27 protein-coding genes are annotated in these 26,885 nt (G+C 66.8%); 7 read left to right on the forward strand and 20 right to left on the reverse strand.

Going from position 1 to position 26,885, the window contains the following annotated elements:
- Nucleotides 1-54: 54 nt before the first annotated feature.
- The 3 genes from fahA to hmgA are packed head-to-tail and all read right to left on the reverse strand — an operon-like array spanning nucleotide 55 to nucleotide 3,541.
- The gene (gene fahA / locus KB874_RS07645) at nucleotides 55-1,317 is read right to left on the reverse strand and encodes a fumarylacetoacetase (RefSeq protein WP_212535982.1); all 1,263 of its coding nucleotides are present in this window, start codon (nucleotides 1,315-1,317) and stop codon (nucleotides 55-57) included.
- Nucleotides 1,317-2,189 carry an MBL fold metallo-hydrolase gene (locus tag KB874_RS07650; protein ID WP_212535983.1) on the reverse strand — a complete coding sequence of 291 codons (873 nt, stop codon included), beginning with the start codon at nucleotides 2,187-2,189 and terminating at the stop codon, nucleotides 1,317-1,319. The genes fahA and KB874_RS07650 overlap by 1 nt, the downstream gene beginning before the upstream one ends.
- Nucleotides 2,186-3,541, reverse strand: coding sequence for a homogentisate 1,2-dioxygenase (gene hmgA, locus KB874_RS07655; protein WP_428849233.1), 1,356 nt, complete (start codon nucleotides 3,539-3,541; stop codon nucleotides 2,186-2,188). The genes KB874_RS07650 and hmgA overlap by 4 nt, the downstream gene beginning before the upstream one ends.
- A 100-nt stretch (nucleotides 3,542-3,641) precedes the next feature.
- Between hmgA and KB874_RS07660 the strand changes: the two genes are divergently transcribed.
- Nucleotides 3,642-4,109: a MarR family winged helix-turn-helix transcriptional regulator gene (locus KB874_RS07660; RefSeq protein WP_212535984.1), complete on the forward strand. Its 468-nt coding sequence runs from the start codon at nucleotides 3,642-3,644 to the stop codon at nucleotides 4,107-4,109.
- 31 nt (nucleotides 4,110-4,140) lie between these two features.
- Here KB874_RS07660 and KB874_RS07665 read toward each other — a convergent pair whose 3' ends face one another.
- The 13 genes from KB874_RS07665 to KB874_RS07725 all read right to left on the reverse strand — a co-directional run bounded on the left by KB874_RS07665 (nucleotide 4,141) and on the right by KB874_RS07725 (nucleotide 16,977).
- The gene (locus KB874_RS07665) at nucleotides 4,141-4,836 is read right to left on the reverse strand and encodes an HAD-IA family hydrolase (protein ID WP_212535985.1); all 696 of its coding nucleotides are present in this window, start codon (nucleotides 4,834-4,836) and stop codon (nucleotides 4,141-4,143) included.
- Nucleotides 4,833-5,492 carry a phosphoglycolate phosphatase gene (gene gph, locus KB874_RS07670; RefSeq protein ID WP_212535986.1) on the reverse strand — a complete coding sequence of 220 codons (660 nt, stop codon included), beginning with the start codon at nucleotides 5,490-5,492 and terminating at the stop codon, nucleotides 4,833-4,835. The genes KB874_RS07665 and gph overlap by 4 nt, the downstream gene beginning before the upstream one ends.
- Complete coding sequence (locus KB874_RS07675) at nucleotides 5,489-6,043, reverse strand: thioredoxin family protein (protein ID WP_212535987.1); 555 nt, start codon at nucleotides 6,041-6,043, stop codon at nucleotides 5,489-5,491. The genes gph and KB874_RS07675 overlap by 4 nt, the downstream gene beginning before the upstream one ends.
- Before the next feature lie 12 nt (nucleotides 6,044-6,055).
- Entirely contained in the window at nucleotides 6,056-6,751 is a 696-nt protein-coding gene (gene rpe / locus KB874_RS07680) for a ribulose-phosphate 3-epimerase (protein WP_212535988.1), read from the reverse strand.
- Nucleotides 6,748-7,683 carry a CbbX protein gene (gene cbbX / locus KB874_RS07685; protein WP_212535989.1) on the reverse strand — a complete coding sequence of 312 codons (936 nt, stop codon included), beginning with the start codon at nucleotides 7,681-7,683 and terminating at the stop codon, nucleotides 6,748-6,750. Before cbbX ends, rpe begins: the two co-directional genes overlap by 4 nt.
- Before the next feature lie 123 nt (nucleotides 7,684-7,806).
- Entirely contained in the window at nucleotides 7,807-8,196 is a 390-nt protein-coding gene (locus KB874_RS07690; protein ID WP_212535990.1) for a ribulose bisphosphate carboxylase small subunit, read from the reverse strand.
- Between the two features lie 51 nt (nucleotides 8,197-8,247).
- Nucleotides 8,248-9,714 (reverse strand): form I ribulose bisphosphate carboxylase large subunit, encoded by a 1,467-nt coding sequence (locus KB874_RS07695; protein WP_212535991.1) that lies wholly within the window; start codon nucleotides 9,712-9,714, stop codon nucleotides 8,248-8,250.
- A gap of 25 nt (nucleotides 9,715-9,739) precedes the next feature.
- Nucleotides 9,740-10,819 (reverse strand): class II fructose-bisphosphate aldolase, encoded by a 1,080-nt coding sequence (gene fba, locus KB874_RS07700; protein ID WP_212535992.1) that lies wholly within the window; start codon nucleotides 10,817-10,819, stop codon nucleotides 9,740-9,742.
- A gap of 11 nt (nucleotides 10,820-10,830) precedes the next feature.
- Nucleotides 10,831-12,039 (reverse strand): phosphoglycerate kinase, encoded by a 1,209-nt coding sequence (locus tag KB874_RS07705; RefSeq protein ID WP_212535993.1) that lies wholly within the window; start codon nucleotides 12,037-12,039, stop codon nucleotides 10,831-10,833.
- Nucleotides 12,039-13,040, reverse strand: a complete 1,002-nt coding sequence (gene gap / locus KB874_RS07710) for a type I glyceraldehyde-3-phosphate dehydrogenase (RefSeq protein WP_212535994.1) — start codon at nucleotides 13,038-13,040, stop codon at nucleotides 12,039-12,041. The genes KB874_RS07705 and gap overlap by 1 nt, the downstream gene beginning before the upstream one ends.
- On the reverse strand, nucleotides 13,037-15,040 hold the full coding sequence (gene tkt / locus KB874_RS07715) for a transketolase (RefSeq protein WP_212535995.1): 2,004 nt from the start codon (nucleotides 15,038-15,040) through the stop codon (nucleotides 13,037-13,039). The genes gap and tkt overlap by 4 nt, the downstream gene beginning before the upstream one ends.
- Nucleotides 15,041-15,087: 47 nt before the next feature.
- Nucleotides 15,088-15,960, reverse strand: coding sequence for a phosphoribulokinase (locus KB874_RS07720; RefSeq protein ID WP_212535996.1), 873 nt, complete (start codon nucleotides 15,958-15,960; stop codon nucleotides 15,088-15,090).
- 15 nt (nucleotides 15,961-15,975) lie between these two features.
- Entirely contained in the window at nucleotides 15,976-16,977 is a 1,002-nt protein-coding gene (locus KB874_RS07725) for a class 1 fructose-bisphosphatase (protein WP_428849234.1), read from the reverse strand.
- A 101-nt stretch (nucleotides 16,978-17,078) separates the two neighbouring features.
- On the opposite strand from KB874_RS07725, the gene KB874_RS07730 reads away from it, so the two are divergent.
- Nucleotides 17,079-18,008, forward strand: coding sequence for a LysR family transcriptional regulator (locus KB874_RS07730; RefSeq protein WP_212535997.1), 930 nt, complete (start codon nucleotides 17,079-17,081; stop codon nucleotides 18,006-18,008).
- 1 nt (nucleotide 18,009) lies between these two features.
- Here KB874_RS07730 and ugpC read toward each other — a convergent pair whose 3' ends face one another.
- From ugpC to ugpB, 4 genes are read right to left on the reverse strand one after another with little or no spacing between them, the layout of a single operon-like run.
- Nucleotides 18,010-19,008: a sn-glycerol-3-phosphate ABC transporter ATP-binding protein UgpC gene (ugpC, locus tag KB874_RS07735; protein ID WP_212535998.1), complete on the reverse strand. Its 999-nt coding sequence runs from the start codon at nucleotides 19,006-19,008 to the stop codon at nucleotides 18,010-18,012.
- Nucleotides 19,008-19,844, reverse strand: coding sequence for a sn-glycerol-3-phosphate ABC transporter permease UgpE (ugpE, locus tag KB874_RS07740; protein WP_212536400.1), 837 nt, complete (start codon nucleotides 19,842-19,844; stop codon nucleotides 19,008-19,010). Before ugpE ends, ugpC begins: the two co-directional genes overlap by 1 nt.
- Nucleotides 19,845-19,861: 17 nt before the next feature.
- Complete coding sequence (gene ugpA / locus KB874_RS07745) at nucleotides 19,862-20,743, reverse strand: sn-glycerol-3-phosphate ABC transporter permease UgpA (RefSeq protein WP_212535999.1); 882 nt, start codon at nucleotides 20,741-20,743, stop codon at nucleotides 19,862-19,864.
- A 56-nt stretch (nucleotides 20,744-20,799) separates the two neighbouring features.
- Nucleotides 20,800-22,101 carry a sn-glycerol-3-phosphate ABC transporter substrate-binding protein UgpB gene (gene ugpB, locus KB874_RS07750; RefSeq protein ID WP_212536000.1) on the reverse strand — a complete coding sequence of 434 codons (1,302 nt, stop codon included), beginning with the start codon at nucleotides 22,099-22,101 and terminating at the stop codon, nucleotides 20,800-20,802.
- Nucleotides 22,102-22,365: 264 nt separating this feature from the next.
- Between ugpB and KB874_RS07755 the strand changes: the two genes are divergently transcribed.
- The 5 genes from KB874_RS07755 to KB874_RS07775 all read left to right on the forward strand — a co-directional run bounded on the left by KB874_RS07755 (nucleotide 22,366) and on the right by KB874_RS07775 (nucleotide 26,883).
- Nucleotides 22,366-23,496 carry an ABC transporter substrate-binding protein gene (locus KB874_RS07755; protein ID WP_212536001.1) on the forward strand — a complete coding sequence of 377 codons (1,131 nt, stop codon included), beginning with the start codon at nucleotides 22,366-22,368 and terminating at the stop codon, nucleotides 23,494-23,496.
- A gap of 64 nt (nucleotides 23,497-23,560) precedes the next feature.
- Nucleotides 23,561-24,481 carry a branched-chain amino acid ABC transporter permease gene (locus KB874_RS07760; RefSeq protein ID WP_212536002.1) on the forward strand — a complete coding sequence of 307 codons (921 nt, stop codon included), beginning with the start codon at nucleotides 23,561-23,563 and terminating at the stop codon, nucleotides 24,479-24,481.
- Nucleotides 24,478-25,461 carry a branched-chain amino acid ABC transporter permease gene (locus KB874_RS07765; RefSeq protein ID WP_212536003.1) on the forward strand — a complete coding sequence of 328 codons (984 nt, stop codon included), beginning with the start codon at nucleotides 24,478-24,480 and terminating at the stop codon, nucleotides 25,459-25,461. The genes KB874_RS07760 and KB874_RS07765 overlap by 4 nt, the downstream gene beginning before the upstream one ends.
- Nucleotides 25,454-26,203: an ABC transporter ATP-binding protein gene (locus tag KB874_RS07770; RefSeq protein ID WP_212536004.1), complete on the forward strand. Its 750-nt coding sequence runs from the start codon at nucleotides 25,454-25,456 to the stop codon at nucleotides 26,201-26,203. Before KB874_RS07765 ends, KB874_RS07770 begins: the two co-directional genes overlap by 8 nt.
- Complete coding sequence (locus KB874_RS07775) at nucleotides 26,203-26,883, forward strand: ABC transporter ATP-binding protein (protein WP_212536005.1); 681 nt, start codon at nucleotides 26,203-26,205, stop codon at nucleotides 26,881-26,883. Before KB874_RS07770 ends, KB874_RS07775 begins: the two co-directional genes overlap by 1 nt.
- Nucleotides 26,884-26,885 lie beyond the last annotated feature (2 nt).

A 26,885-nucleotide genomic window follows, 5' to 3' on the forward strand; every position in this document is an offset into this window, starting at 1 on the left:
TGCCCTTGGCTGGGTCGGGAGCCTCCGGCGGGAGTTTTTTCGGCAAGATGAAGATCAGGCCGGGTATGGGTCGTCCAGCGCAGGCAGCACGGTGCCGGTGCAGGCGCCGAAGCCGATGCGAAAGCCTGCGCCCTGCGCATGGCCGCGCAGCGTGACCGTGTCGCCGTCATCCAGGAAGCTCCGGCTCTGGCCGTCTGCCAGGGTGATCGGCTTTTCGCCGTTCCACGACAGTTCCAGCAGTGCGCCCCGGCTGTCGGGTGCGGCCCCCGAGACGGTGCCAGAGCCCAGCAGGTCGCCCACCCGCATCGGGCAGCCGGACGTGGTGTGATGCGCCAGTTGCTGCGCCGCGCTCCAGTAAAGTTCGGATGCGTTGGTGCGGGCGATCACGGTTTCCACGCCGTCTTGCGGTGTCAGGCCGATCTCGAGCGCGATGTCGAGCCCGGTCGGATGCGGCTCGTCGAGATGCGGCAGGACAGGTCGCAGCCGGTCCGGCACCGGGCGGCGGAACGGGGCGAGGGCGGCGGCAGGCACGATCCAGGGGCTGATGCTGGTCGCCGTGGCCTTGGCCTGGAAGGGGCCAAGCGGCTGGTATTCCCAGGCCTGGATGTCGCGCGCCGACCAGTCGTTCAGCAGCACGTAGCCAAATATCATCGCCTCGGCCCGCGCCACGCTCACCGGCCCGTCCGAGGGCAAACCGACGATGGCGCCCAGTTCCAGTTCAAAATCGAAGCGGGTGGAGGGCGCGAAGTGTGGCAGCGCCTCGTCCGGCGCCTTGACCTGGCCCCAGGGGCGGCGGACGGGATTGCGCGAGACCACGACCGACGAGGCACGGCCGTTGTAGCCGATCGGGATCGACAGCCAGTTCGGCGGCAGCGCGTTGTCCGGCCCGCGGAACATGGTGCCGACGTTGGTGGCGTGGTGGCGCGAGGCGTAGAAATCGGTGTATTCCGCCACTCGGAAGGGCATATGCAGCGCCGCCTTGCGCATTGGCACGGAATAGGTGGCGATGGCGTCGCGCGCGGCGTCCGGCGCGTCGTGCCGCAGCATTGCGGTCAGGCGCGCGCGATAGCTGGCCCAGGCCTGTGGTCCCAACTCCATGAAGTCGTTCCAGGCGGGGGCGTCGAGCACCAATGCCTCCGGGTCGGGGCGCAGCAGGCCCGCCTCTTCCAGTCCGGTCGCGTCCACGATTCGGTCGCCAATGGCGATGCCGCAGCGCAGATCGCCGTCGCCCACGGAAAAGACGCCGCAGGGCAGGTTTTCCAGCGGGAAATCCGTTTCGCCGTCATTGGCGCTTGCGATCCAGCTTTTCAGGGGCATCAGGCGGCCTTTGCTGCTGCGGGCAGGGGGATTTCCGCGCCGTCGCCGCCCAGTGTCAGGGGGCCGGGCCAGTGCGGGCGGATCGCGGCCTCCCAGTCGGCGGGGCCGAAGGCGGGGTCATCGACCGGGATCATGTGGTTGAGCGCCAGCTGCCCGACGCCCGCCTCTGAAGCGATGCGAGCGACGGCGCCCGCCGGGCTGTGCGAGCGTTCGAGATGAACGCGCAGGCGGTCGTCGCCATTGCCCACACGGGCGCAAAGCGCGTCGATCCCCGCCTCGAGCATGGCCTCGTGCACCAGCACGTCCGCGCCGCGGGCAAAGTCGACCATCTCGGGCATCGGCGCGGTGTCGCCCGAGATCACCACGGCGCGGCCCGCATGATCGACGCGCAGGGCATAGCTGTCTTCGATAGGAGGGTGCACGTTGCGCATGGCGCGCAGCGCCAGCGGGCCGATGGCCTGGTCTTCCCCGATCACACGAATGTCGGCCAGCGGCGCAAGCGGCGGGCGGCCCTCGTCGCGCTGGCGCAACGCGATGTCGAAATCCATCGAGGCGAGGAAACCTTGCCAGTAGGTCGCCAGCCCCTCGGGTCCGATCACCGGCACCGGACGCTTCAGCCCCGCTGTCCAGGCGGTGTGCAGCAGCGGACCGAGTTCGAGGTAATGGTCCGAATGCAGATGCGTGATGACGATGGCATCCAGTGCCGTCAGCGCCACGCCCGCATCGCAGAGCCCCCGCGCCGCGCCCAGACCCGCGTCGATCAGCACCGTCGCGCCGCCCAGCTGCAGCAGCGTCGCGGTGGGCATGGGCGACCCGGGGCGGATCGCGGGCCCGCCCTTGGTGCCCAGCAGGACAACCCGTTCGGTGCTCATTTCTTGCCCGGCGTGCCGTCGAACTTCTTCTCGAGGCTGTCCCAGCAGTCGATGTAATTGTCCTGCAAGGGCGCCTCGGTCGCGGCAAAGCGGGTCAGGTGCTGCGGGAAGCGCGTCTCGAACATGAAGGACATGGTGTTGTCCAGCTTGTGCGGTTTCAGGTCGGCGTTCGACGCGCCCTCAAAGGCGTCGCGGTCGGGGCCGTGCGGCAGCATCATGTTGTGCAGGCTCATCCCGCCGGGGACGAAGCCCTGTGGCTTGGCGTCGTACTGGCCATAGATGTTGCCCATCAGCTCGGACATGATGTTCTTGTGATACCACGGCGGGCGAAAGGTGTTTTCCGCCACCATCCAGCGTTCGCGGAACAGCACGAAGTCGATATTGGCCGTGCCGGGCACACCGCTGGGTGCCGTCAGGACGGTAAAGATCGATGGGTCGGGATGGTCGAACAGGATCGCGCCGACGGGGCAGTAATTGCGCAAGTCATACTTGTAGGGCGCGTAATTGCCGTGCCAGGCCACCACGTCCAGCGGGCTTTGCCCGATGCGGGTCTCGTGGAACTGGCCGCACCATTTCACCGTCAGGGTCGAGGGCACCTCGCGGTCCTCGAAGGCCGCGACCGGCGCCTTGAAGTCGCGCGGGTTGGCAAGGCAGTTGGCGCCGATGGGGCCACGGCCTGGAAGCTCGAATTTCTGGCCGTAATTCTCGCAAACGAAGCCGCGGCAAGGGCCCTCCAGCACCTCGACCCGGTAGACGAGGCCGCGGGGCAGGATGGCGATTTCCTTCGGCTCGAGGTCGATGATGCCAAGCTCGGTGGCAAAGCGCAGGCGGCCCTCTTGCGGCACGACCAGCAATTCGCTGTCGGCGGAGAAGAAATACTCGTCCACCATCGATTGCGTCACAAGGTAGACATGCGCCGCCATGCCGACCTGCGTGTTCACGTCGCCGGCGGTGGTCATGGTGCGCATGCCCGTCAGCCAGGTCAGCGGCTGGTCGCTCAATGGCACCGGATCCCAGCGGTACTGGCCAAGGCTGATCACGTCGGGGTCGATGTTGGGCGCGGACCGCCAGTAGGGCAGGTCGATCTTCGCATAGCGCGCGGAATGCTTGACGCTGGGCCGGATGCGGTAAGACCAGGTGCGTTCGGGCGGGTTGGCGGTAAAGGCCGTTCCCGACAGTTGCTCGCCATACAGGCCGTAGTTGCATTTCTGCGGGCTGTTCATGCCCTGGGGCAGCGCGCCGGGCAGGGCCTCTGTCTCGAAATCGTTGGCAAAGCCCGGCATGTAGCCGGGCGTCGTGCCGGTCGGGTGTTCGGCCTGTTGGAGGCCGCTGGGGTGGCGCATGGTGTTCATGGGGCTCCTCCTCCCGCGTGTGACTCGGGTTTTGGCACAGGTTCGTTGCAAATGCAACGATGTGGCGCTACGACTGTCGGGGCACATGGAGAGCAACGGCATGGATGACGGACAGGGGATCGAGCCGGACGGGCTGCCGGCCTTCGACCTCGGGGGGTTCACACCCTATCGCGTGGCGCTGGTGGCGCAGCGGTTGAGCGAGGCCCTGGCGCGGGAATACCGCGTGCGCTTCGGCCTTTCGGTACCGGAATGGCGGGTGCTGGCGCACCTGGCGCAGTCAGACGCAGTATCGGTGCGCGATATCGAGGACGCCGTAGCGATGGAGAAATCGCGCGTCAGCCGCACAGCCGCCCGGCTCGAGGCGCGGGGGCTGGTGGCGAAACGTGCCGATCCCGGTGACCGGCGGCTGGTGCAGTTGTCGCTGACCGGCGACGGGCGGGCCATGATGGCGGACCTGCTGCCTTTGGCCAGCGCGTTTCAGGGGGAGATCGAGGCGCAGCTGGGCACGGATTTCGCCGGGTTCGATCGGGCGCTGGGGCGGCTGCTGGAGGCATATCGGGGCGGGTGATCCCTGTCGCCCGAGTCGCGGGCTTGGCGCCTCAGGCCACCGTTGCGCCAAAGGCCAGCGGCCCGGGCAGCGCCGCCCGCTCCAGCGTGTCGCGAACCCAGGTCGCGCCGGTGAAATCCTCGGCCGCCGTATAGGCCGAGGGCGTGACCAGCACGCGCAAACCAGCGCCAAGGGCCGAACGCAACCCGTTCGTGCTGTCCTCGAAGGCGATGCACTCGGCCGCGTCCAGCGCCAGCCGCTCCAGCGCCAGCCGGAACACGTCCGGCGCGGGTTTCTTCGCCGCCACCTCGTCGCCCGCCGCCACCACGTCGAAGACCCGCGCCATCGGCGCGTCGAAACAGGCCCGGCACAGCGCCTCGACATTGGGGCGGTTGGTGGTGGTGGCCACGGCGATCTTCAGCCCAGCCGCCCGGGCCGTACCGATCAGTTCGGCCACGCCGGGTCGCAGCGCCAGCCCGCCCGAGGCGAGGATCTCGCCATAGCGCGCCGTCTTGCGACCATGCAGTGCGGCGATTCCGGCATCGTCAGGCCCGCAGCCCGTTTCGTCGCGATACCGCGCCATGCGTTCCTTGCCGCCCGTGGTCCGCAAGAGACGTGCGTAATCCGCGCGGCTCCAGTGCCAGTCCAGCCCTGCCTCGGCGAACGTCTGGTTGAAGGCCGCGCGATGCGCCTCCTCGGTCTCGGCCAGCGTGCCGTCGACGTCGAAGATCAGCGCGCGCAGCCTCATGCCGCGCTCGCCAGCAGGCGCTCGACCAGCGCGGGCAGGGTGGCGAAATCGTCGAAGGGGACGTCGTGATGCATCTCGGACACCGGCACCTTTCGGTAGCCCTCGGTGAACAGCAGGAAGGGCACCTCGGCCCGCTGCGCGGTCTCGGCATCCACGTCGCTGTCGCCCACATACAGGCGCGGCCCATCCCCCAACGCCTCGAAGGCCGCATGGAGCGGCGCCGGGTCGGGCTTGTGCACGGGCAGGCTGTCGCCGCCCCAGACCGTGCCGAACCAGCGGTCGAGCCCCAGATGCGCCAGCACCGCGCGGGTGGGCCGGATCGGCTTGTTGGTGCAGACACCGAGGCGGTGGCCCTTTGCGGTCAGCGCCGCAAGCGCCTCGACCACGCCCGGATAAGGCAGGGTCAGCATCACCGCGTGGTCATAGCGCCTGATGAAGGAGGCCAGAAGGCGGGGATGCTCGGCCTCGGGGATGGACCGCGCCGCGCGCATCTTCTGGACAAAGACGCTGGCGCCATTGCCGATGAAATCGCGCGCCTGGGCCAGCGAGATCGGCTCCTGCCCCTCTTCGGAAAGGATCGCGTTGGCGATGCCGTGAATGTCGGGCGCGCTGTCGATCAGCGTGCCGTCGAGGTCGAAGACGATGCGCGCGTTCATGCTGTTTTCCACTTGATCGAGCAGCCCATCGAGGGGATCTGCTCAGTTGGGCCACGACCGGTCTCGGCCACCTGCTTCATCGCCTCGAAAAGGTCGCGGCGCAGGTCCGTCGGCCCCGCCTCCTTGCGAGAGGCGTCGAGCCGCCCGCGATACTGCAACTCCAGGTCGGCGTTGAAGCCGAAGAAATCCGGCGTGCAGGCCGCGTCATAGGCCCGCGCCACGCCTTGCGTCTCGTCGTAGAGATACGGAAACGGAAAGCCGCGCGCCTCGGCCATCGTCTTCATCGCGTCGAACCCGTCCTGCGGATAGGCGGCCGCGTCGTTCGACGAGATCGCCACAACGCCGACGCCGTGCCCGATCAGGTCGCGCGCGTCGCGGATGATCCGGTCAAGCACGGCCAGCACGTAGGGGCAGTGGTTGCAGATGAACATGACCAGCGTGCCTTTCGGCCCGGCGATATCCTTCAGCGACAGCATCCGGCCATCGGTGGCGGGCAGGGAGAAATCGGGCGCTCTCCAGCCGAAATCGCAGACGGGGGGAATGGCGGCCATGGTCACTCCTTTTCAGGCGGCGGCTCGGGCGCCTTCGGCGGCGGTGCGGATCGCGCGGATGTTGTCGCCGTAGGGTGCAGGATTGTCCACCGACCCGCCCCGGAACACCGCCGATCCGGCGACCAGCACATCCGCCCCCGCCGCCGCCACCAGCGGCGCGGTCACAGGATCGACCCCGCCGTCGATCTCGATATGGATGGGGCGGTCGCCGATCATCCGGCGCAGCGCGCGCACCTTGCCGGTCATGTCGAGGAACTTCTGCCCGCCGAAACCGGGGTTCACCGTCATCACGCAGACCAGGTCCGCGAGCTCCAGCAGGTGGGCAACCGACTCGGCCGGCGTGCCGGGGTTCAGCGCCACGCCCGCCTTCATCCCCGCGCCCCGGATCGCCTGGAGCGTGCGGTGGATATGCGGCCCGGCCTCGAGATGGGCGGTCAGGATATCGGCGCCGGCCTCGGCATAGGCGTCGATATACGGGTCGACCGGCGCGATCATCAGGTGGACGTCCATCACGGTCCTGACGTGCTTGCGGAACGCCTTCACCGCCGGCGGGCCAAAGGTCAGGTTGGGCACGAAATGCCCGTCCATGACGTCGACATGGACCCAGTCGGCGCCCTGCGCCTCGATGGCGCGGATCTCGCGGCCGAAATCGGCGAAATCGGCGGAGAGGATCGACGGGGCGATCCTGATGGAACGGTCAAGGGTCATTCTGCGGCCTCCTTGCGATTCAGGCGATCCACATCCAGCCCGCCGCGAAAGACGCGGCTGGTGCGGATATCGGGTTCGGTGATGGTGGAAAGCGCGGCGGCGTCGATCGGCCCCTTGGCCTCGTTGAAGAGCCGGTTCGCCTGCCGCAGCCGAGCCCGGTCCAGCGCGTTGCGGATCGAGCGCGCATTGGCGAAATGCGGCTGGCTCCGGCGCAGCGCGACATACTCGACCATCGCCTGCCGCGCGCCTTCGTCCAATCGGTAGTTCTGCGCTTCCAGCATCGTCTCGGCGATATGCAGCAGTTCGCCGTCGGAGTAATCGGGAAAGTCGATGTGATGCGCGATCCGGCTCCGGAAGCCGGGATTGGCGGAAAAGAACCGGTCCATCCGGTCGGCATAGCCGGCCATGATGACCACCAGGTCGTCGCGGTTGTTCTCCATCACCTGCAACAGGATCTCGATGGCTTCCTGGCCATAGTCCCGCTCGTTGTCGGGCTTGTATAGGTAATAGGCCTCGTCGATGAACAGCACGCCGCCCATCGCCTTCTTCAGCACTTCCTTGGTCTTGGGCGCGGTATGGCCGATATATTGCCCCACGAGGTCGTCGCGGGTAACGCTCACCAGGTGGCCCTTACGCACGTAGCCCAGCCGGTGCAGCAGCCCCGCCATCATCCGCGCCACGGTGGTCTTGCCGGTGCCCGGATTGCCGGTGAAGGACATGTGCAGCGTCGGCGTCTCGACCTGCAGGCCAAGGTCGCGCCGCGCCTTGTCCACCAGCAACAGCGCCGCCGTCTCGCGAATCCGCTGTTTCACCGGGGCGAGCCCGATCAACTCGCGGTCCAACTCGTCCAGCACCTCGCGCACGCCTGACGCCTCAAGCTCGGCGGCGAGGTCCACGGTGTCGGGTCTCGGTGTCTCCGTCTCGTCGGTCATGACAGGGTCCTGCTTCATCTTGCCAAGTAAACTCTGCTGGGGGGCGCCCCGTCGCCATTGGTCCGAGAGACAATGGCGACGGGGCGCCCCCTCGGCGGGTCGGATCGCGTCAGCGATCCAAATTCACGGCCTCACGTCCCAGGCGTATTTCTGGGCGCGGTCGACATGGTCGGTGCGCTGCATGTGGATCCGCGGCTCGGTCGCCGGGCGGTTCACGATGAAGGACATCTTGACCGACTCGATGCCGCGCTCGTCGTCGAAGGCGTTGATCCGGATATAGGCGTCGCCGTGGGCCTTGCGGCACTCGTCGAGTTCCATCATCACGCCCTTGGGGTCGTGCAGGTCGAACATCGGGTTGCCCCACATCTCCCAGTAGGTGTTGCGCGGGTGCGGGTCATGGGTGAATTCGATCCCGATGGCCCAGTCGTTGTTCAGGCAGTATTCCACCTGGTTCGAGATCTGCACGTCGTCGAGATCGGGCAGGAAGCTGAAGCAGCCTTGGGTGATACGCATGGTGTTTGTCTCCGGTTCTGGTCCGGGGTCGCCTGGACCCCGAAAGCGGGGTCAGTAGGCGACGGATTCGGTCGCCACGAAGTCCGAGGTGTCGGTCGAGGTGTAGTTGAAGCTGATGTTGCCCCAGGTATCGAGCGCGGCCTCCAGCGGCTTGCACCACTTGGCGGCCTCGCGCAGGATTTCCGGGCCTTCATTCCGGATGTCGCGGCCCTCGTTGCGGGCGAGGATCATCGCCTCCAGCGCCACGCGGTTCGCCGTGGCGCCCGCCTGGATGCCCATCGGGTGACCGATGGTGCCGCCGCCGAACTGCAGCACCACGTCGTCGCCGAAGAGGTCTATCAGCTGGTGCATCTGGCCAGCATGGATGCCGCCCGAGGCCACCGGCATAACCTTCTTCAGGTCGGCCCAGTCCTGCTCGAAGAAGATGCCGCGCGGCAGGTCCACCGCGTTCTTCGTCTCGCGGCAGACGTTGTAATAGCCCTGCACGGTCAGCGGATCGCCTTCCAGCTTGCCCACGGCGGTGCCGCAATGCAGGTGGTCGACGCCGGCCAGGCGCAGCCACTTGGCGATCACGCGGAAGCTGATGCCGTGGTTCTTCTGGCGGGTATAGGTGCCGTGGCCCGCGCGGTGCATGTGCAGGATCATGTTGTTGTCGCGGCACCACTTGGAGATCGACTGGATCGCGGTCCAACCGACGATCAGGTCGACCATGACGATGACCGATCCCAGCTCCTTCGCGAACTGGGCACGGGCATACATCTCTTCCATCGTGCCGGCGGTGATGTTCAGGTAATGGCCCTTGACCTCGCCGCTGTCGGCCGAGGCCTTGTTGACGGCCTCCATGCAGTACAGGAACCGGTCGCGCCAGTGCATGAAGGGCTGCGAGTTGATGTTCTCGTCATCCTTCATGAAGTCGAGACCGCCCTTGAGCCCCTCGTAGACCACGCGGCCATAGTTCTTGCCCGACAGGCCCAGCTTGGGCTTGGTCGTGGCGCCCAGCAGCGGCTTGCCGAACTTGTCCAGCCGCTCGCGTTCCACGATCAGGCCGGTGGGCGGGCCGGCGAAGGTCTTCACATAGGCGACCGGGAAGCGCATGTCCTCCAGCCGCGCGGCGCGCAGCGGCTTGAAGCTGAACACGTTGCCGATGATCGAGGCGGTCAGGTTCGCGATGGAACCTTCCTCGAACAGGATCAGGTCATAGGCGACATAAGCGAAATACTGGCCTGGCGTGCCCGGCACGGGTTCCACCTTGTAGGCCTTGGCGCGGTAGCTGTCGCAGGCGGTCAGCCGGTCGGTCCAGACCACGGTCCAGGTCGCGGTCGAGCTTTCGCCCGCCACCGCTGCCGCCGCCTCGATCGGGTCCACGCCGTCTTGGGGCGTGATGCGGAACAGAGCGAGGATGTCGGTGTCCTTGGGTTCGTAATCGCCGTCCCAGTAACCCATCTGGGCGTATTTCAGGACACCGGCGGCATAGCGCTTCTTCTTGTCGGTGATCTCGGTGGGTGCTTGGGTGTTCATCGAGTCTTCCTCCTTGGGGAATGGGTCAGGCCGCGCGGGCGGCTGCACTCTGCGGGTCGAGCGAGCCCGCGGCATAGCGCGCTGCCATGTCGTCCATCGGGATCACCTTGATCTTGCTGGCGTTTCCGGCCGTTCCAAAACGCTGGAATCGGTCGAGGCACAGCCTTTCCATTTCCTGCATCGCGGGGACCAGGAACTTGCGCGGGTCGAACTCGGTCGGCTTGTCGCGGGCGACCTTGCGGAACTGGCCGGTCAGCGCCATGCGGTTGTCGGTGTCGATGTTGACCTTGCGCACGCCGGACTTGATGCCGCGTTCGATCTCCTCGACGGGAACGCCGTAGGTCTGGGGCATCTCGCCACCGGACTCGTTGATCAGGTCCTGCAGGTATTGCGGCACGCTGGATGAGCCGTGCATGACGAGGTGCACGTTCGGGATCTTCGCGTGGATCGCCTCGATCTGGCTGATCGCCAGCGTGTCGCCGGTGGGCTTGGAGCTGAACTTGTAGGCGCCGTGCGAGGTGCCGCAGGCGATGGCCAGCGCGTCGACCTTGGTCAGGTGGACGAACTCGGCGGCCTCGTCCGGGTCGGTCAGCAGCTGGTCGTGGCTCAGCTTGCCCTCGGCGCCCGAGCCGTCCTCCTTGGCGGCCTCGCCGGTCTCGAGGCTGCCCAGCACGCCCAGCTCGCCCTCGACCGAGGCGCCGACCCAGTGGGCCATTCGCGCCACGCGCTCGGTGATCGCGACGTTGTAATCCCAGTCGGCGGGCGTCTTCATGTCTTCCTTCAGAGAACCGTCCATCATCACCGATGTGAAACCGTGGCGGATCGCGCTCAGGCAGGTGGCCTCGTTGTTGCCGTGGTCCTGGTGCATGCAGATCGGGATCGAGGGATACATCTCGGCCAGCGCCTGGATCATGTGGCGCAGCATGATGTCGCCGGCGTATTTCCGGGCGCCGCGGCTGGCCTGCATGATGACCGGCGCGTCGCAGGCCGCGGCGGCGTTCATGATCGCCAGGCCCTGTTCCATGTTGTTGATGTTGAAGGCCGGGACGCCGTAGCCATATTCGGCCGCGTGATCCAGGAGTTGGCGAAGGGTAATCAGAGCCATGTCGTCCTCCGTCAGGCTGCTTTGGCCGCGCGTTCCAGCGCCGCGATGCCGGGGAGCGTCCTGCCCTCCAGCCATTCCAGGAATGCCCCACCGGCGGTGGAGACATAGGTGAAGTCGTCGGCCACATGCGCCGCGTTCAGCGCTGCCACCGTGTCGCCGCCGCCCGCCACGCTGACCGCGTGACCCTCGCGGGTCAGATCGGCGGCGGTCTGGGCGAGCAGCATGGTGGACTGGTCGAAGGGCTTCATCTCGAAGGCGCCCAGCGGGCCGTTCCAGAGGATCGTGGCGCAGTCGGCCAGGACGCTCTGGAATTCGGCCAGAGCCTTCGGCCCGGCGTCGAGGATCATCGCGTCCTCGGGGCAGGCATCGCCGGCGACGACGGTGTTGCGGGCATGGGGTGCGAAATCCCATGCCGCGACCACGTCCACCGGCAGGTGGATCCTGCAGCCGGACTGCGCAGCCAGTTGGGTGATCTCGCGCACGGTGTCGACCTGGTCCGCCTCGTGCAGCGACCGGCCCATGGGCGCGCCTTGGGCGAACAGGAAGGTGTTGGCCATGCCGCCGCCGATGATGACGTGGTCGAGCTTGCCCACGAGGTTCTTCAGCACCGCGATCTTGGTCGAGACCTTCGATCCGCCGACGATTGCCACGGCGGGCTTCTTGGGCGCTTCCAAAGCGGCGGTCAGCGCGTCGATTTCCTCCAGCAGCAGGGGGCCGGCATAGGCGGGCATCAGGTGCGCCACGCCTTCGGTCGAGGCATGGGCGCGATGCGCGCAGGAAAACGCGTCGTTTACATAGAGATCGCCCAGCCGCGCCAGCGCGGCGGCAAAGCCGGGGTCGTTCGCCGTCTCGCCCGGATTGTAGCGCAGGTTCTCGCACAGCAGCGCCTGACCATCCTTCAGGCTTTCGCTGAGGATCACGGCGGCGTCCGTGGCGCAGGTGTCGGAAAAGCGCACCGGCACATCCAGCGCCTCGGCCAGCGCGGGGCGCAGCTTGTCCACCGAGTAGGCCGGGTCCATCACGTTGGGCTTCGGTCGACCGAAATGGGTGATGATGACCAGCCGCGCACCGCGCGCCAAGAGCGGTTTCATGCCATCGGCGAAGCGGGTGATGCGGGTGGCATCGGTGACCCGGCCATCCTCCATCGGCACGTTCAGATCGGCGCGCACCAGCAGGCGCTTGCCCTTCACGTCCACGTCCAGGATCGAGGGGATGGTCATCAGATCAGCCTCCCCATTGCCACGGCTGTATCCGCCATGCGGTTGGAAAAGCCCCATTCGTTGTCATACCAGGACAGGATGCGGACCATGCGGCCGTCCATCACCTTGGTCTGGTCCATGTGGAAGATCGACGAATGCGGATCGTGGTTGAAATCCATCGACACGTTGGGCCGGTCGGTATAGCCCAGCACGCTTTTCAGCGGGCCATCGGCAGCGGTGCGGATCGCGGCGTTGATCTCGTCCACACTGGTGTCGCGGGACGCCATGAAGGTCAGGTCCACGACCGACACGTTCGGCGTGGGCACCCGGATCGCGACGCCGTCGAGCTTGCCGTTCAGCTCCGGCAGGACAAGGCCCACGGCCTTGGCGGCGCCGGTCGAGGTCGGGATCATCGACAGGGCGGCGGCGCGGGCGCGGTAGAGATCCTTGTGCATCGTGTCCAGCGTCGGCTGGTCGCCGGTGTAGCTGTGGATCGTGGTCATGAAGCCCTTTTCGATCCCCACCGCGTCGTGCAGGACCTTGGCCACCGGCGACAGGCAGTTCGTCGTGCAGGACGCGTTCGACACGATCAGGTCCGACGCCTTCAGGTCTCGGTGGTTCACGCCGAAGACCACGGTCCGGTCGGCGCCATTGGCGGGGGCGGAAACCAGCACGCGCTTGGAGCCGTTCTTGAGGTGCAGCGCGGCCTTGTCGCGGTCGGTGAAGATGCCGGTGCATTCCAGCGCGATGTCGACGCCCTGCCACGGCAGGTTCGCCGGGTCGCGTTCCGCCGTCACCTCGATCGGGCCGCGGCCGATGTCGATCGTGTTGCCCTTGACCGTGACCTCGCCCGGATAGCGGCCATGCACACTGTCATAACGCAGCAGGTGGGCGTTGGTTTCCACGGGGCCAAGATCGTTGATCGCCACGACCTCGATATCGTTGCGGCCCGATTCCGAGATGGCGCGCAGCACGTTGCGCCCGATGCGGCCGAACCCGTTGATGGCAACCTTGACAGTCATGCTCGCTTTCCCTTTTCGATCATGCTTTTCGCTTCTGCGACAATGGCATCCGCAGTGATATTGAAGTGCTTGTAGAGGGCGTCGGCAGGGGCCGATGCGCCAAAGCCGGTCATGCCGACAAAGGCGTCGTCGCGGTCGAGGAACAGGTCCCAGCCCTGGCGAATGGCTGCCTCGCAGCCGACGCGCGGGGCCGTGCCCCGCACCTTGGCCTGGTAATCGGCGGGTTGCGCCGCGAAGAGCTCTAAGCTGGGGGCCGAGACCACGGCGGCGCGGATGCCCTGCGCCTCCAGCGCGTCGGCGGCGGTCAGCGCGATCTCGACCTCGGAGCCGGTGGCGATCAGCGTCACGTCGCGGGCGCCATCCGTCTCGCGCAGCACATAGGCGCCGCGCGCGGTCTTGTTGGTATCGGTATGCATCGTGCGCAGCGTCGGCAGGTTCTGGCGCGACAGGCACAGCAGCGTCGGTGTCGCCGTGGAACTGGCGGCGATCTGCCAGGCCTCGGCGGTCTCGACCGCGTCGGCGGGGCGGATCACCGTCAGGTTCGGCATGGCGCGCAAGCTGGCGATGGTCTCCACCGGTTGGTGGGTCGGGCCGTCCTCGCCGAGGCCGATGCTGTCATGGGTCATGACGTAGGCCACAGGCACGCCCATCAGCGCCGAGAGGCGGATGGCCGGGCGGCAATAGTCGGCGAAGGCGAGGAAAGTGCCGCCATAGGTGAAGAACCCGCCATGCAGCGCGATCCCGTTCATCGCGGCGGCCATGCCGTGTTCGCGGATGCCATAATGTATGTAGTCGCCGCTGTAGTCATGGGCGGTGACAGGGCGCATCGCGCGGGTCTTGGTCAGGTTCGAGCCGGTCAGGTCGGCGGAACCGCCCACGGAGTTGGGCAGGGTGCCGTTGACAACCTCCAGCGCCATCTCGCTTGCCTTGCGGGTGGCGACCTTGGGCTTGTCCGCGCTCAGTTGCGCCTTGTAGGCGCAGATCGCGGCGTCGAGCGTCTGCACGTCGACCGGCGCCACGGCGGCGTCGAAGGCATCGGAAAGGGGCGAGGCCGCCTTGCGGGCTGCCCAGGCCGCGTGGGCCTGCGCGCCGCGTTTCGCCACCGCTCGCCATGCGTTCCGCACCTCGGTCGGCACTTCGAAGGGCGCCCATGTCCAGGCCAGCGCCTCGCGGGTCGCGGCGATCTCGGCCGCGCCCAGCGGTGCGCCATGCACCTTGTGGCTGCCGCCCATCGTGGGCGCGCCCTTGCCGATCACCGTCTTGCAGGCGATCAGGGACGGGCGGTCGTCGGCCCGGGCGGCCTCGATGGCCTTGGCGATGGCCTCGGGGTCGTGGCCGTCCACCGCCTGAACATGCCAGCGCGCCGCCTCGAACCGCTTCACCTGGTCCATCGAGGTCGACAGGTCGGTGGTGCCATCGATGGTGATACCGTTGTCGTCCCAGAAGACGATCATCCGGCCCAGTGCCAGGTGCCCGGCGAGGTCGATCGCCTCGTGGCTGATCCCCTCCATCAGGCAGCCGTCGCCGGCGATGACCCAGGTCCAGTGGTCCACCAGCTCGTCGCCGAACCGGGCGTTCATCATCCGCTCGGCCAAAGCCATGCCGACAGCGGTCGCGATGCCCTGGCCCAGCGGCCCGGTCGTCGTCTCGATCCCCTTGGCGTGGCCGTATTCCGGGTGGCCGGCGGTGCGATAGCCCAACTGGCGGAAGTGGCGCAGCTGCTCGGCCCCCATGTCGTCATACCCAAGCAGGTGGTTGACCGCGTAATGCAGGGCCGAGGCGTGACCGGCGCTGAGGACAAAGCGGTCGCGGTCGGGCCAGCGGTGATCGGCCGGGTCGAGGGTGACGAAGCGGTTGAACAGCACCGCCGTCACGTCGGCGAGGCCCATCGGCGCGCCGGGATGGCCGGAATTGGCGGCCTGGACCATGTCCATCGCCAGCGCGCGGATCGCGTTGGCCATCAGGGTTTCGTCAGCCTTGGCAGGGGTTTGTACGTTCATCTTGACACATCCTTCTTGCGCTGCCGCTTCGCTGTTTGGGCGCGGGTTCAGGCGCGCTTCGATTCATGGACGAGGCGGTTGACCATCGGCGTGAAGATCAGCTGCATGGCGAGGTCCATCTTGCCGCCCGGGATCACGATGGAGTTCGCGCGGCTCATCCAGCTGTTCTGGATCATTGAGGTCAGGTACGGGAAATCGATGCCGCGCGGGTTCTTGAACCGGATCACCACGAGGCTTTCGTCGGCGGTGGGAATCCAGCGGGCAATGAACGGGTCCGAGGTGTCGACCACCGGCACGCGCTGGAAATTCACGTCGGTCTCGACGAATTGCGGGCAGATGCAGTGCACGTACGCGTGCATCCGGCGCAGGATCGTGTCGGTCACGGCCTCTGTCGTGTAGCCGCGGCTGGCCTTGTCGCGGTGGATCTTCTGGATCCATTCCAGGTTGATGACCGGGACCACGCCGATCTTGAGGTCGGCATGTTTTGCGAGGTTCACGTCGTTGTTCACCACCGCACCGTGCAGCCCCTCGTAGAACAGCAGGTCAGAGCCGTCCTCGAACGGTTTCCACTCGGTGAACTTGCCCGGGGCGACGCCGTGGCGCTCTGCCTCGCGGTCGTCGTGGATGTAGTGGCGCGTCTCGCCCTTGCCGGTCCGGGCATAGGTGCTGAACACCTCCTCCAGCTTGGCCAGTTCGTTCGCGTCATAGGAAAAATGGCTGAAGGTTTCGTCCCCGGCCGCCTTGCGCCGGTCCAGTTCGGCCTTCATCGACGCACGGTCGAAGCGGTGAAAGGCGTCGCCCTCGATGGAAACCGTCTTGATCCCCTCGCGGCGAAAGATCTGGTCGAACGTGCTTTTCACGGTCGTGGTGCCGGCACCGGAGGAACCGGTCACCGAGATGATCGGGTGCTTCTTGGACATGGGACTGCTTTCTGGTCAGGCGCGGAACAGGCCGCGATTGCCGAAGAGGGCGGAAACCTCCTGCGCGGGCAGGTCGTGATAGGTGGCGACGCGGGCGACCTTGTCGGCCGTGCCGAAGACAAAGGGGGTCCGGGCGTGCAGGCTGTCGGGGGCGATATCCAGGATCGGGCGTTCGCCGTCGGTCGCCGCACCGCCCGCCTGTTCCACCAGGTAGGCGATGGGATGGCATTCGTAGACCATCCGCAGGCGGCCGCGTTCGTAGCCGGGGCGCTCGTCGCCGGGGTACAGGAAGATGCCGCCACGCGACATGATGCGGTGTGTCTCGGCCACCAGCGAGGCGACCCAGCGCATGTTGAAATTCTTGCCGCGCGGGCCTTCGATCCCGGCCAGGCAGTCGTCGATATAGGCGCGGATCGGCTGCGCCCAGTGGCGATAGTTCGAGGCGTTGATTGCGAACTCGCTGGCCTGCGCGGGGATCGAGGGGGCCGAGGGTGTCTCGCGGAAGGTGCCCGTGGCGCGGTCCATCACGAATTGCCGCACGCCCGCGCCGAAGGTGACGACCAGCGCCGTCTGCGGCCCGTAGATGAAATAGCCCGAGGCGAGGATCGACCGACCGTCGCGTAGGAACGTGGCGTTGCCGTCGTCAAGCGCGTCGCGGATGCAGAAGATCGTGCCGATCGAGACATTGGCGTCGATGTTGGACGAGCCGTCCAGCGGGTCGATGGCCAGCGCGAGGTGCCCGGTGGCGTCGATCAGCTCAACCGTCTCGCGTTCCTCGGAGGCATACCAGCGCAGGCCGGTGCCACGCAGCGCGGTGCGAAAGGCGTCGTCGGCGATCACGTCCAGCGCCTTCTGCTGGTCGCCATCGGTATTGGCACCCACGGCGGCGCCCAGGTCGGCGCCCAGCGGGCCCAGCGAGATCCGCGCCGACAGGTCGGCGGCAACGGAACACAGCGCTTCGACGATCGGGGACAGGGTATCGGGGATCGCCCTTTCGGGCATCGCGATCATGGGCATCCGGACTGGCCTCCCTACCAGTGTGGCGAACACCCTTTGATATTCGGTTTTATGAATGATAATAAAATTTCATAATTCTTCACCGTGGTAAGAGAAAATTTATGAAGCGGCTCGATCAGCTCAATCTGCGGCAGTTGCGCGCCCTCAAGACGGTGGCCGAGGAACGCACGGTTTCTGCGGCTGCGAACGTGCTGGGGCTGACCCCTCCGGCGGTGCATACCCAGTTGAAAAACCTCGAGGAAATCATCGGTGCGCCGCTGATCGAACGCGAGAGCAAGGACCACGCTGTGCTGACGCGGCACGGTCGGGCCTTGGTGCGGGCCTATGACGAGATGCGTGCGACACTCGAACGCACCATCGTGCAGCTGAACGCGCTGGATAGCGGGCGGGCGGGGTCGGTCACGCTGGGCGTGGTGAGCACGGCCAAGTATTTCGCGCCGGGAATCGTCGCCATGCTGGGGCAGGAGATGCCCGACCTGGCGGTGCGGCTGATCATCGGGAATCGGGGCGAGATCGTCGAGGGGCTGGAACGCGGCGCCTATGACCTCTGCATCATGGGCCGTCCCCCGCGCGAGCCGCTGGTGGATGCCGTGCGGATCGGCCCGCACCCGCATGTCATCATCGCGCCGCCCGAGCATCCGCTGGCCGCGCGGCGGGGGCTGGCGCCGTCCGACCTGGTGGACGAACGCTTTGTCCTGCGCGAGGACGGGTCGGGCACACGGCTGCTGACCGAACGCTTCCTGGCCGAAATCGACGAGGACCGACCCGTGGCGCGGATCGAGATGTCGTCGAACGAGACGATCAAGCAGGCGGTCCTCAGCGGGCTGGGGATCGCGCTGATCTCGGCCCACACGGTGGCTTACGAGTTGTCGGTGGGCCGGTTGGTGGCGCTGGACGTGGCGGGCCTGCCGATCCTGCGCAGCTGGTACGTGACACGCTCAGAGCACGTGGCGCGCACTCAGGCCGCCGACCGCGTGCAGGACTGGCTGGTGAAGAACGCGCCGCGCTTTCTGCCCGAGTTGCCGTTCTGAATCAGACCCGGCGGCCCGCCGCGTCAAAGCGCATCATCGCACCGTCCTGCCAGCCGACGCGAATGGCGCTGCCTTCGGCCGGGATGGCGTGGGCGGCGTCCTGCCGGACCGTGACCTGCGTGCCGTCCGCGGCGCGCAGATGCACCAGCGTCTCGGCCCCCAGCGCCTCGGCATAGGCGACGGTTCCCTGCAACGCGCCCTCGGGATCGATCGCCATGTGTTCGGGGCGGATGCCGATCTGCCCGTCGCCCTGCTGTCCCAGCAGGGCGGGCGAGAGAAAGTTGGTGGGCGGAGAGCCGATGAAACCCGCGACAAAGGTCGTCTGCGGATTGCCGTAGACCTCCAGCGGCGCGCCCACCTGGTCGGCAACGCCGCCATTCATCACGACCATCCGGTCGGCCAGCGTCATCGCCTCGACCTGGTCATGGGTGACATACAGGGCTGTGACCCCCAGTTCGCGTTGCAGCGCCTTGATCTCCAGCCGCATCTGCACCCGCAGCTTGGCGTCGAGGTTCGACAGCGGTTCGTCGAACAGGAAGACGGCGGGCTTTCGCACTATGGCGCGACCCATGGCGACGCGCTGGCGCTGGCCGCCCGACAGCTCGCGCGGCTTGCGCTGCAGGTATGGTTCCAGCTGCAGCATCTTCGCGGCCTGCGCCACGCGGGCCTCGATCTCTGACTTGGGCGTCTTCGCGATCTTCAGTCCGTAGGCCATGTTGTCGAAGACCGACATGTGCGGGTAGAGCGCGTAGTTCTGGAACACCATGGCGATGTCGCGGGCCATCGGCTCTGCCTCGTTCACGCGGCGGTCGCCGATGCGGACCTCGCCGCTGGTCACGGTTTCCAGCCCCGCCACCATGCGCAGCAGCGTGGACTTGCCGCAGCCCGATGGTCCGACGATCACGATGAACTCGCCATCGGCGATGTCGATGTCGACGCCGTGGATAACGTCGGTCTTGCCGAAGGACTTGCGGATGTCCTGAAGGGATACGGTCGCCATTATTTCTCGCTTTCCACAAGCCCGCGGATGAACAGTTTCTGCATCCCGATCACCACCAGCACCGGCGGGATCATGGCGAGGATCGAGGTCGCCATGATGACCGGCCAGTCGGCGATGTCGTCGCCCGACGGGAACATCTGCTTGATCCCCATGACGATGGTGTTCATCGACGGGTCGGTGGTGATCAGCAGCGGCCAGAGATACTGGTTCCAGCCGTAGATGAACAGGATTACGAAGAGCGCGGCAATGTTCGTCCGGCTCATCGGCAGAAGGATGTCGAAGAAGAAGCGCATCGGCCCCGCGCCGTCGACCCGCGCCGCCTCGGCCAGTTCGTCCGGGACGGTCATGAAGAACTGCCGGAACAGGAAGGTGGCCGTGGCGCTGGCGACCAGCGGCAGGATCAGGCCGGAATAGCTGTTGAGCATGCCGAAATTGGCGATCACCTCGTAGGTCGGCACGATGCGCACCTCGACCGGCAGCATCAGCGTCAGGAAGATCAGCCAGAAGAAGACCCGCCGGAACGGAAAGCGGAAATAGACGATGGCAAAGGCCGACAGCAGTGAGATGGCGATCTTGCCCAGCGAGATGCCGATGGCCATGACCATCGAGTTCGCCAGCATCAGGGCCACGGGTGCGTTCACGCCCGAGGTCAGCGCCTTGGAGTAGTTCTCCCACATCTGGTCGCCGGGCAGCAGCGGCATGGGGGGGCGCACGATTTCCGGCTGGCTGACGGTCGAGGCGACAAAGGCCAGCCAGATCGGAAACGCGATGAACGCCACGCCCAGGATCAGCCCCAGATGCGTCAGCCACAGGCCCGCGCCGCGCCGTTCCACCATGCCGCCCCGGTCCGCCATCAGTAGTGCACCCTGCGTTCGATGTACTTGAACTGGATCACCGTCAGGATCGACACGACGAACAGCAGGATCACCGACTGCGCCGCAGACGATCCCAGGTCCTGGCCCACGAAGCCATCGGCATAGACCTTGTAGACAAGGATCGTGGTCGCCTGCTGCGGCCCGCCCGAGGTGATCGTGTGGATCACGCCGAAGGTCTCGAAAAAGGCGTAGATGATGTTGACCACCAGCAGGAAGAAGGTGGTGGGCGACAGCAGCGGCCAGACGATGGTGCGGAAGCGCGTCCAGAAATGCGCGCCGTCGATCGCCGCCGCCTCGATCACGCTGCGCGGGATCGCCTGAAGCCCGGCGAGGAAGAACAGGAAGTTGTAGCTGATGCGTCCCCATGCGCTGGCCACGACGACAAGGCCCATCGCCTCGCCCTCGTTCAGGACGTGGTTCCAGTCATAGCCGAGTTGCCCGAGATACCACGTGACGACGCCCACGCGGGTGTTGAACATGAACAGCCACAGCACGCCCGCCACCGCCGGAGCGACGGCATAGGGCCAGATCAGCAGCGTGCGATAGGTGCCCGAGCCCTTGATCAGCCGGTCGGCCAGCACCGCCAGATACAGCGCCACGCCCATCGACACGACCGTGACGAGGATCGAGAAGATCGCCGTGGTGACAAAGCTCGCGCGGTAATAGCGGTCGCCCAGCAGGTATTCGAAATTCCCCAGCCCCACCCATTGCATGGACAGGCCGAACGGGTCGGGGATGAACAGCGACTGCCAGATCGCCTGTCCCGCCGGATAGAAGAAGAACACCGCCGTGATGACGATCTGCGGCAGGACCAGCAGCAGGGGCAGCCAGATGCCCTTGAAGGTGACGCGCTTTTCCATGTGGGATCAGGCGGAAGACCCGTCCCGGAGCGAAGCCCGGGACGGGATTCCCCGGCTCAGCGGTTGGCTTGCTCGAAGCGGCGCAGCAACTGGTTGCCGCGTTCCACGGCGCTGTCCAGCGCCGCCTGCGCGTCCTTGTCGCCTGACCACACGGCCTCGAGTTCCTCGTCGATGATCGTGCGGATCTGGTCGAACGAGCCCAGGCGCAGACCCTTGGAGTTCTCTGTCGGCTCCTTGGCGGTCATCTGGATCACCGCGATGTCGGTGCCCGGATTCGCGTCGTAGAACCCCTGGCTGCGGGTCAACTCGCCGGCTTCGGCGGTGATCGGCAGATAGCCGGTGTCCTGGTGCCACTTGGCCTGGATTTCGGGGGACGACAGGAAATCCATGAAGGCGGCGACGCCCTTGTATTCCTCGTCGGTCTGGCCCGCCATCACCCACAGCGAGGCGCCGCCGATGATGGTGTTCTGCGGCTCGGCCGCGACGGCCTCCCAGTAGGGCAGGGGCCGCACGTCGAAGGCGAACTGCGCCTCGGCCTTGATGCCGGCGTAACCGGCCGAGGATTCGGTGAACAGTGCGCATTCACCCGCGCGGAAATTCGCCCCGCCCTCGTTGCGGCGGCCGGCATAGATGAATTTGCCGTCCTTGGCCCACTGGCCCATCGCGCCGATATGCGCCACCTGCGCCGGGCCGTTGAAGGCGAGTTCCGTATCCAGCCCGCCAAATCCGTTCTCCTTCGTGGCGAAGGGCACGTTGTGGTACGCGGACAGGTTTTCCAGGTGGATCCAGCTTTGCCATGCGGTGGTCAGCGGGCAGGACACGCCGGCTTCCTTCAATTGGTCCAGCACGCCGCCGACCTTTTCCCAGGTCGTCAGGTCGGTGTCGGGGTCGATCCCGGCCTCGGCCAGCTTGTCGCGGTTCACCCACAGGACGGGGGTGGACGAGTTGAACGGCAGCGACAGCATGTTGCCGTCCGGCGCGGTGTAGTAGCCCGTGACCGAGCCGATGTATTTCGACTGGTCGAACCCGTCGCCCATCACCTCGTAGACCGGCACGACGGCGCCCTTGGCGGCCATCATCGTGGCGGTGCCGACCTCGAACACCATCAGGATGTCGGGCTGTTCGCCGGCGCGGAAGGCGGCGATGCCGGCGTTCAGCGTTTCCGAATAGTTGCCCTTGTGGGTGGCGACGACGGTGTAATCGGACTGGCTGGCGTTGAAGGTGGTGACCTGTTCGGCCACCAGGTCGCCGAGGCGGCCGGTGAAGGCGTGCCAGAAATCGACCTGGGTCTGCGCCTGTGCGGCGGCGGCGGTGCCCATAACGGCAGCGGCCGCAAGAATCGATGCGGAATGTTTCACGGTGTATCCTTCCCTGTTTTCCGTTGCCTCGGGCAGCGCCTCCGGCACGACCGGCCTTATGATGCCGGTTCGTGAACCTTAGATGACGAGTCGCAGACTCGACAATACCCGGAATGCGGGTCTTGCCCCGTCGCATTCCCGGGAAAAAACTCAGGTCCGGCGTTGTGTTTGGCGCCGAAGTGGCGAAAACTCCGCCCCGACGCGGACCGGCGGGCGCGATGCTGCGGCGCGGCGCGGAAGAAAAAGAACGACAGGGAGAAACAGATGAAAAAGACATTGCTTGCGACCGCCGCGCTGATACTGGCCGCGGGTGCCGCGATGGCCGAGGTCAAGGTCGGCATGATCACCACGCTTTCGGGCGGCGGTGCGGGTCTGGGCATCGACGTGCGCGACGGCTTCATGCTGGCGGTCAAGCAGTCGGGCCGCGACGACATCGACGTGGTGATCGAGGACGACCAGCAAAAGCCCGACATCGCAGTGCAGCTGGCCGACAAGATGATCCAGTCGGAAAAGGTCGACGTGCTGACCGGCATCATCTGGTCGAACCTCGCCATGGCGGTGGTCCCGGCGGCGGTGGCGCAGGGCAAGTTCTACCTGTCGCCCAACGCGGGCCCCTCGGCGCTGGCCGGCGCGGGCTGCCATCCCAACTACTTCAACGTGGCCTGGCAGAACGACAACCTGCACGAGGCGGCGGGCGCCTATGCCAACACCGCCGGGCACAAGAACACCTTCATCCTCGCGCCCAACTATCCCGCCGGGCAGGACGCGCTGACCGGGTTCAAGCGCTTCTTCAAGGGCGATCTCGCGGGCGAGATCTACACCCAGCTGGGCCAGACCGACTATGCCGCCGAGATCGCGCAGATCCGGGCATCCGGCGCCGACAGCGTGTTCTTCTTCCTGCCGGGCGGCATGGGGATTTCCTTCCTCAAGCAATATGCCGATTCCGGTGTCGGCCTGCCGGTCGTGGGCCCCGCCTTCAGCTTTGACCAGGGGATCCTCCAGGCCGTGGGCGATGCCGCGCTGGGCGTGGTGAACACCTCGCAATGGTCCAAGGACATCGACAATCCGACCAACAAGGCCTTCGTCGAGACCTTCCAGGCGGAATACGGCCGTCTGCCCTCGCTCTACGCCAGCCAGGGCTTCGACACCGCGAACCTGCTGATCTCGGCGCTGGACAAGGCCGCGCCGTCGGATGCCGACGCCTTCCGCGCCGCGCTGGAGGCCGCCGATTTCTCCAGCACGCGGGGGGCGTTCCGGTTCGGCCCGAACCACCACCCGATCCAGACGATCTATGCCCGCGAGGTGATCAAGGAGGGTGACGTGTTCACCAACAAGATCATCGGCGTGGCGCTCGAGGATCACGCCGACGCCTACGCGGCCGAGTGCAAGATGTAAGACAGGCAATCGCGCGCTCCGGAGCTGATCCGGGGCGCGCCCTGCCGGTTTCAAGCCTGATCCCATGTCCCTTGTCCTGATTGCCGAGCAGGTGCTGAACGGCCTGCAATTCGGCGTGATGCTGTTCCTGATGGCGGCCGGCCTCACGCTGATCTTCGGCGTGATGGGGCTGATCAACCTCGCGCATGGCTCGCTCTACATGGTGGGGGCCTTTGCGGCGGCGGCGGTGGCGGGGGCTACGGGGTCCTTCCTGCTGGCGCTGGTGGCGGCGCTGGCGGCGGCGGCGCTGGCCGGCGCGATCGTCGAGATGGTCGTCATCCGCAGGCTCTACGCCGCGCCGCATCTGGACCAGGTGCTGGCCACCTTCGCGCTGATCCTGATCTTCTCGGAAGGCACGCGCTGGGTCTTCGGCTCTTTCCCTTTGTATCTCGATATCCCCGACTGGCTGTCCGGGCCCGTGACCTTGCCCGGAGGCATCGCCTATCCGCTCTACCGCCTTGCGCTGATCGGTGTGGGGCTGGCGGTGGCGGCGGGCCTGTGGTGGCTGACCGCGCGCACGCGGCTGGGCATCCAGATCCGCGCCGGTGAGAACGACCGCGAGATGGTCGCGGCGCTGGGCGTCGACATCTCGCGGCTCTACACGCTGGTCTTCGCGCTGGGCGCGGGGCTGGCCGGGCTGGCGGGCGCGCTGGTGGGCGCGATCCAGTCGGTGCAGGTGGGCATGGGCGAGCCCGTGCTGATCCTCGCTTTCGTCGTCATCGTGATCGGCGGCATCGGCTCGATCAAGGGCGCTTTCATCGGCGCGCTGCTGGTCGGGCTGACCGACACGCTGGGCGGCATCTTTCTGCCCGAACTGTTCAAGCTGTTCATGGAGCCGGGCGCGGCGACGCAGACCGGCTCGGCGCTGGCCTCGATGGCGATCTACATACTCATGAGTCTTGTCCTCGTCTGGCGGCCCTCGGGCCTGTTCGGGGCGCGGGCATGATTGGGGAACGCTGGATCAACCTTGCCGTGCCGTTGGCGCTGCTGGCCGTGCCTCTATACGCGCTGATGGCCGACGAGCCCTTTACCATCACGCTGGCCACCCGCGCGACCATCCTCGCGCTGGCCGCCGTGGGCCTCAACATCGCGCTGGGCATCGGCGGGCTGGTGAGCCTCGGCCATGCCGTCTTCTTCGGCCTTGGCGGCTACGCGATGGGCATCCTCGCCTTCCATGCGCAGAATTACAGCCCGCTGGAGATCGGCCCGCTGACCTTCGCAGGCACGAAATCCATGCCGGTGATCTGGCTGGTCGCCGTCATCGTTTCTGCCATGGCCGCGCTGCTGATCGGGGCGCTGTCGCTGCGCACCTCGGGTGTCTACTTCATCATGATCACGCTCGCCTTCGGGCAGATGTTCTATTATTTCGCGATTTCCTGGAGCGCCTATGGCGGCGAGGACGGGCTGTCGATCTATGTCCGCAACGGCTTTCCCGGCCTGAACACGCTCGTGCCGATCCAGTTCTTCGCGGTCTGTTTCGTGGTTCTCTGCCTGGCGCTGGCGCTGAACGCCATGCTGCGCGCCTCGCCCTTCGGGCTTGCGCTGAACGCCGCGCGGCAGGTGCCGCAGAGGGTCGAGACAGTGGGTCTGAACCCGATGCGGCTGAAACTGATGGCGTTTGTCATCTCGGGCGCGATCACCGGACTGGCCGGCGCGCTGTTCGCCGATCTGAACCGCTTCGTCAGCCCGTCCATGTTCAGCTGGCAGCTGTCGGGCGAGCTGATCATCCTGATCGTGATCGGCGGCGTCGGGCGGCTGATGGGGCCGGTGGTCGGTGCCTGCCTCTTCGTCGCGCTGGAACACTGGCTCGGCGGGTTGACGGATTTCTGGCACGTCTGGCTGGGCGTCGTGCTGCTGGGGATCGTGCTGTTCGCGCGGGGCGGCGTGGTGGGATTGCTGACCGGAAAGGCGGGGCCGCATGTCTGAGCCGATCCTCGCCACCCACGCCCTGTGCAAGAGTTTCGGCGCGCTGACGGCGACGGACGATGTCTCCATCGACCTGCGCGCCGGAGAGATCCACGCCATCATCGGCCCGAACGGCGCGGGCAAGTCGACGCTGATCGCGCAGATCTGCGGCGCTCTTGCGCCCGACGCCGGAACGGTCGAGTTGCTGGGGCGCGACGTGACCGGGCTGAGCACGCAGGCGCGGGCGCAGGCGGGGTTGGCCCGCACCTTCCAGATTTCGGCGCTGGCGATGGAGGATACCGTGCTGGACAACGCCCTGCTGGGCGCGCTGGGCGCGGCGGGGAACCCGTGGCGGCTGTGGGGGCGGGTCTCGCGCGACGCGGCCCTGCGCGACCGGGCAATGGCCGCGCTCGACCGCGTCGGGCTGGCCGATCACGCCGGAACCCGCACCGCCGATCTCAGCCACGGCCAGCGCCGGCAACTGGAGGTCGCCGTGGCGCTGACGCTGGCCCCGCGCGCCTTCGTCATGGACGAGCCGATGGCGGGGCTTGGGGCCGAGGGCTCTCGCGTGATGACGGGCTTTCTCGACGGGCTGCGGCAGGAGGCGCCGATCCTGCTGGTGGAACACGACATGGACGCGGTCTTTGCCCTGGCCGACCGGATCAGCGTGCTGGTCTATGGCCAGGTGATCGCCACCGGAACCGTGGACGAAATCCGCGCCGATCCTGCCGTACGCGCTGCCTACCTCGGGGAGGAGGCGTGATGCTGGAGGTCCGGGACCTGACCGCGCGCTACGGCGCCTCGCAGGCGCTGTTCGGCGTCGACCTGACCGTGGCCGAGGGGCAGGCCGTGGCGCTGATGGGGCGCAACGGCATGGGCAAGACGACAACCGTCAAGGCGATCTGCCGGATTATCCCGTCGCAGGGCACGCTGACGCTGGAGGGCAAGGACCTGCACCGCCTGCCCAGCTTTCGCGTGGCAAGGCTCGGCGTGGGGTTGGTGCCCGAAGGGCGACGCTGTTTCCGTGACCTGACGGTGCGCGAAAATCTTCTCGCCACCGCGCGGCCGGGAGACTGGACGTTGCAAAGCGTCACCGCGCTGTTTCCGCGCCTCGGTGAGCGGGCGGGCCAGCGGGCGGCGTCGCTGTCGGGCGGCGAACAACAGATGCTCGCCATCGGGCGCGCGCTGATGACCAATCCGCGCCTGCTGATCCTCGACGAGGCGACCGAGGGGCTGGCGCCGATCATCCGGCAGGAAATCTGGGCTGCCATCGCAAGGCTGCGGCAGGAAACCGGCATGGCGATCCTGCTGATCGACAAGTCGATCCGGGAACTGGCGCAGGTGTCGGACCGGGCCGTGATCGTTGAGCGCGGACAGACCGTCTGGCAGGGAGCCATGTCCGACCTCACGCCCGAGATCACCGAACGCTTCGTCGGCGTCTGACC

The organism is Thetidibacter halocola, assembly GCF_018224955.1.
GTDB lineage: Bacteria > Pseudomonadota > Alphaproteobacteria > Rhodobacterales > Rhodobacteraceae > Thetidibacter > Thetidibacter halocola.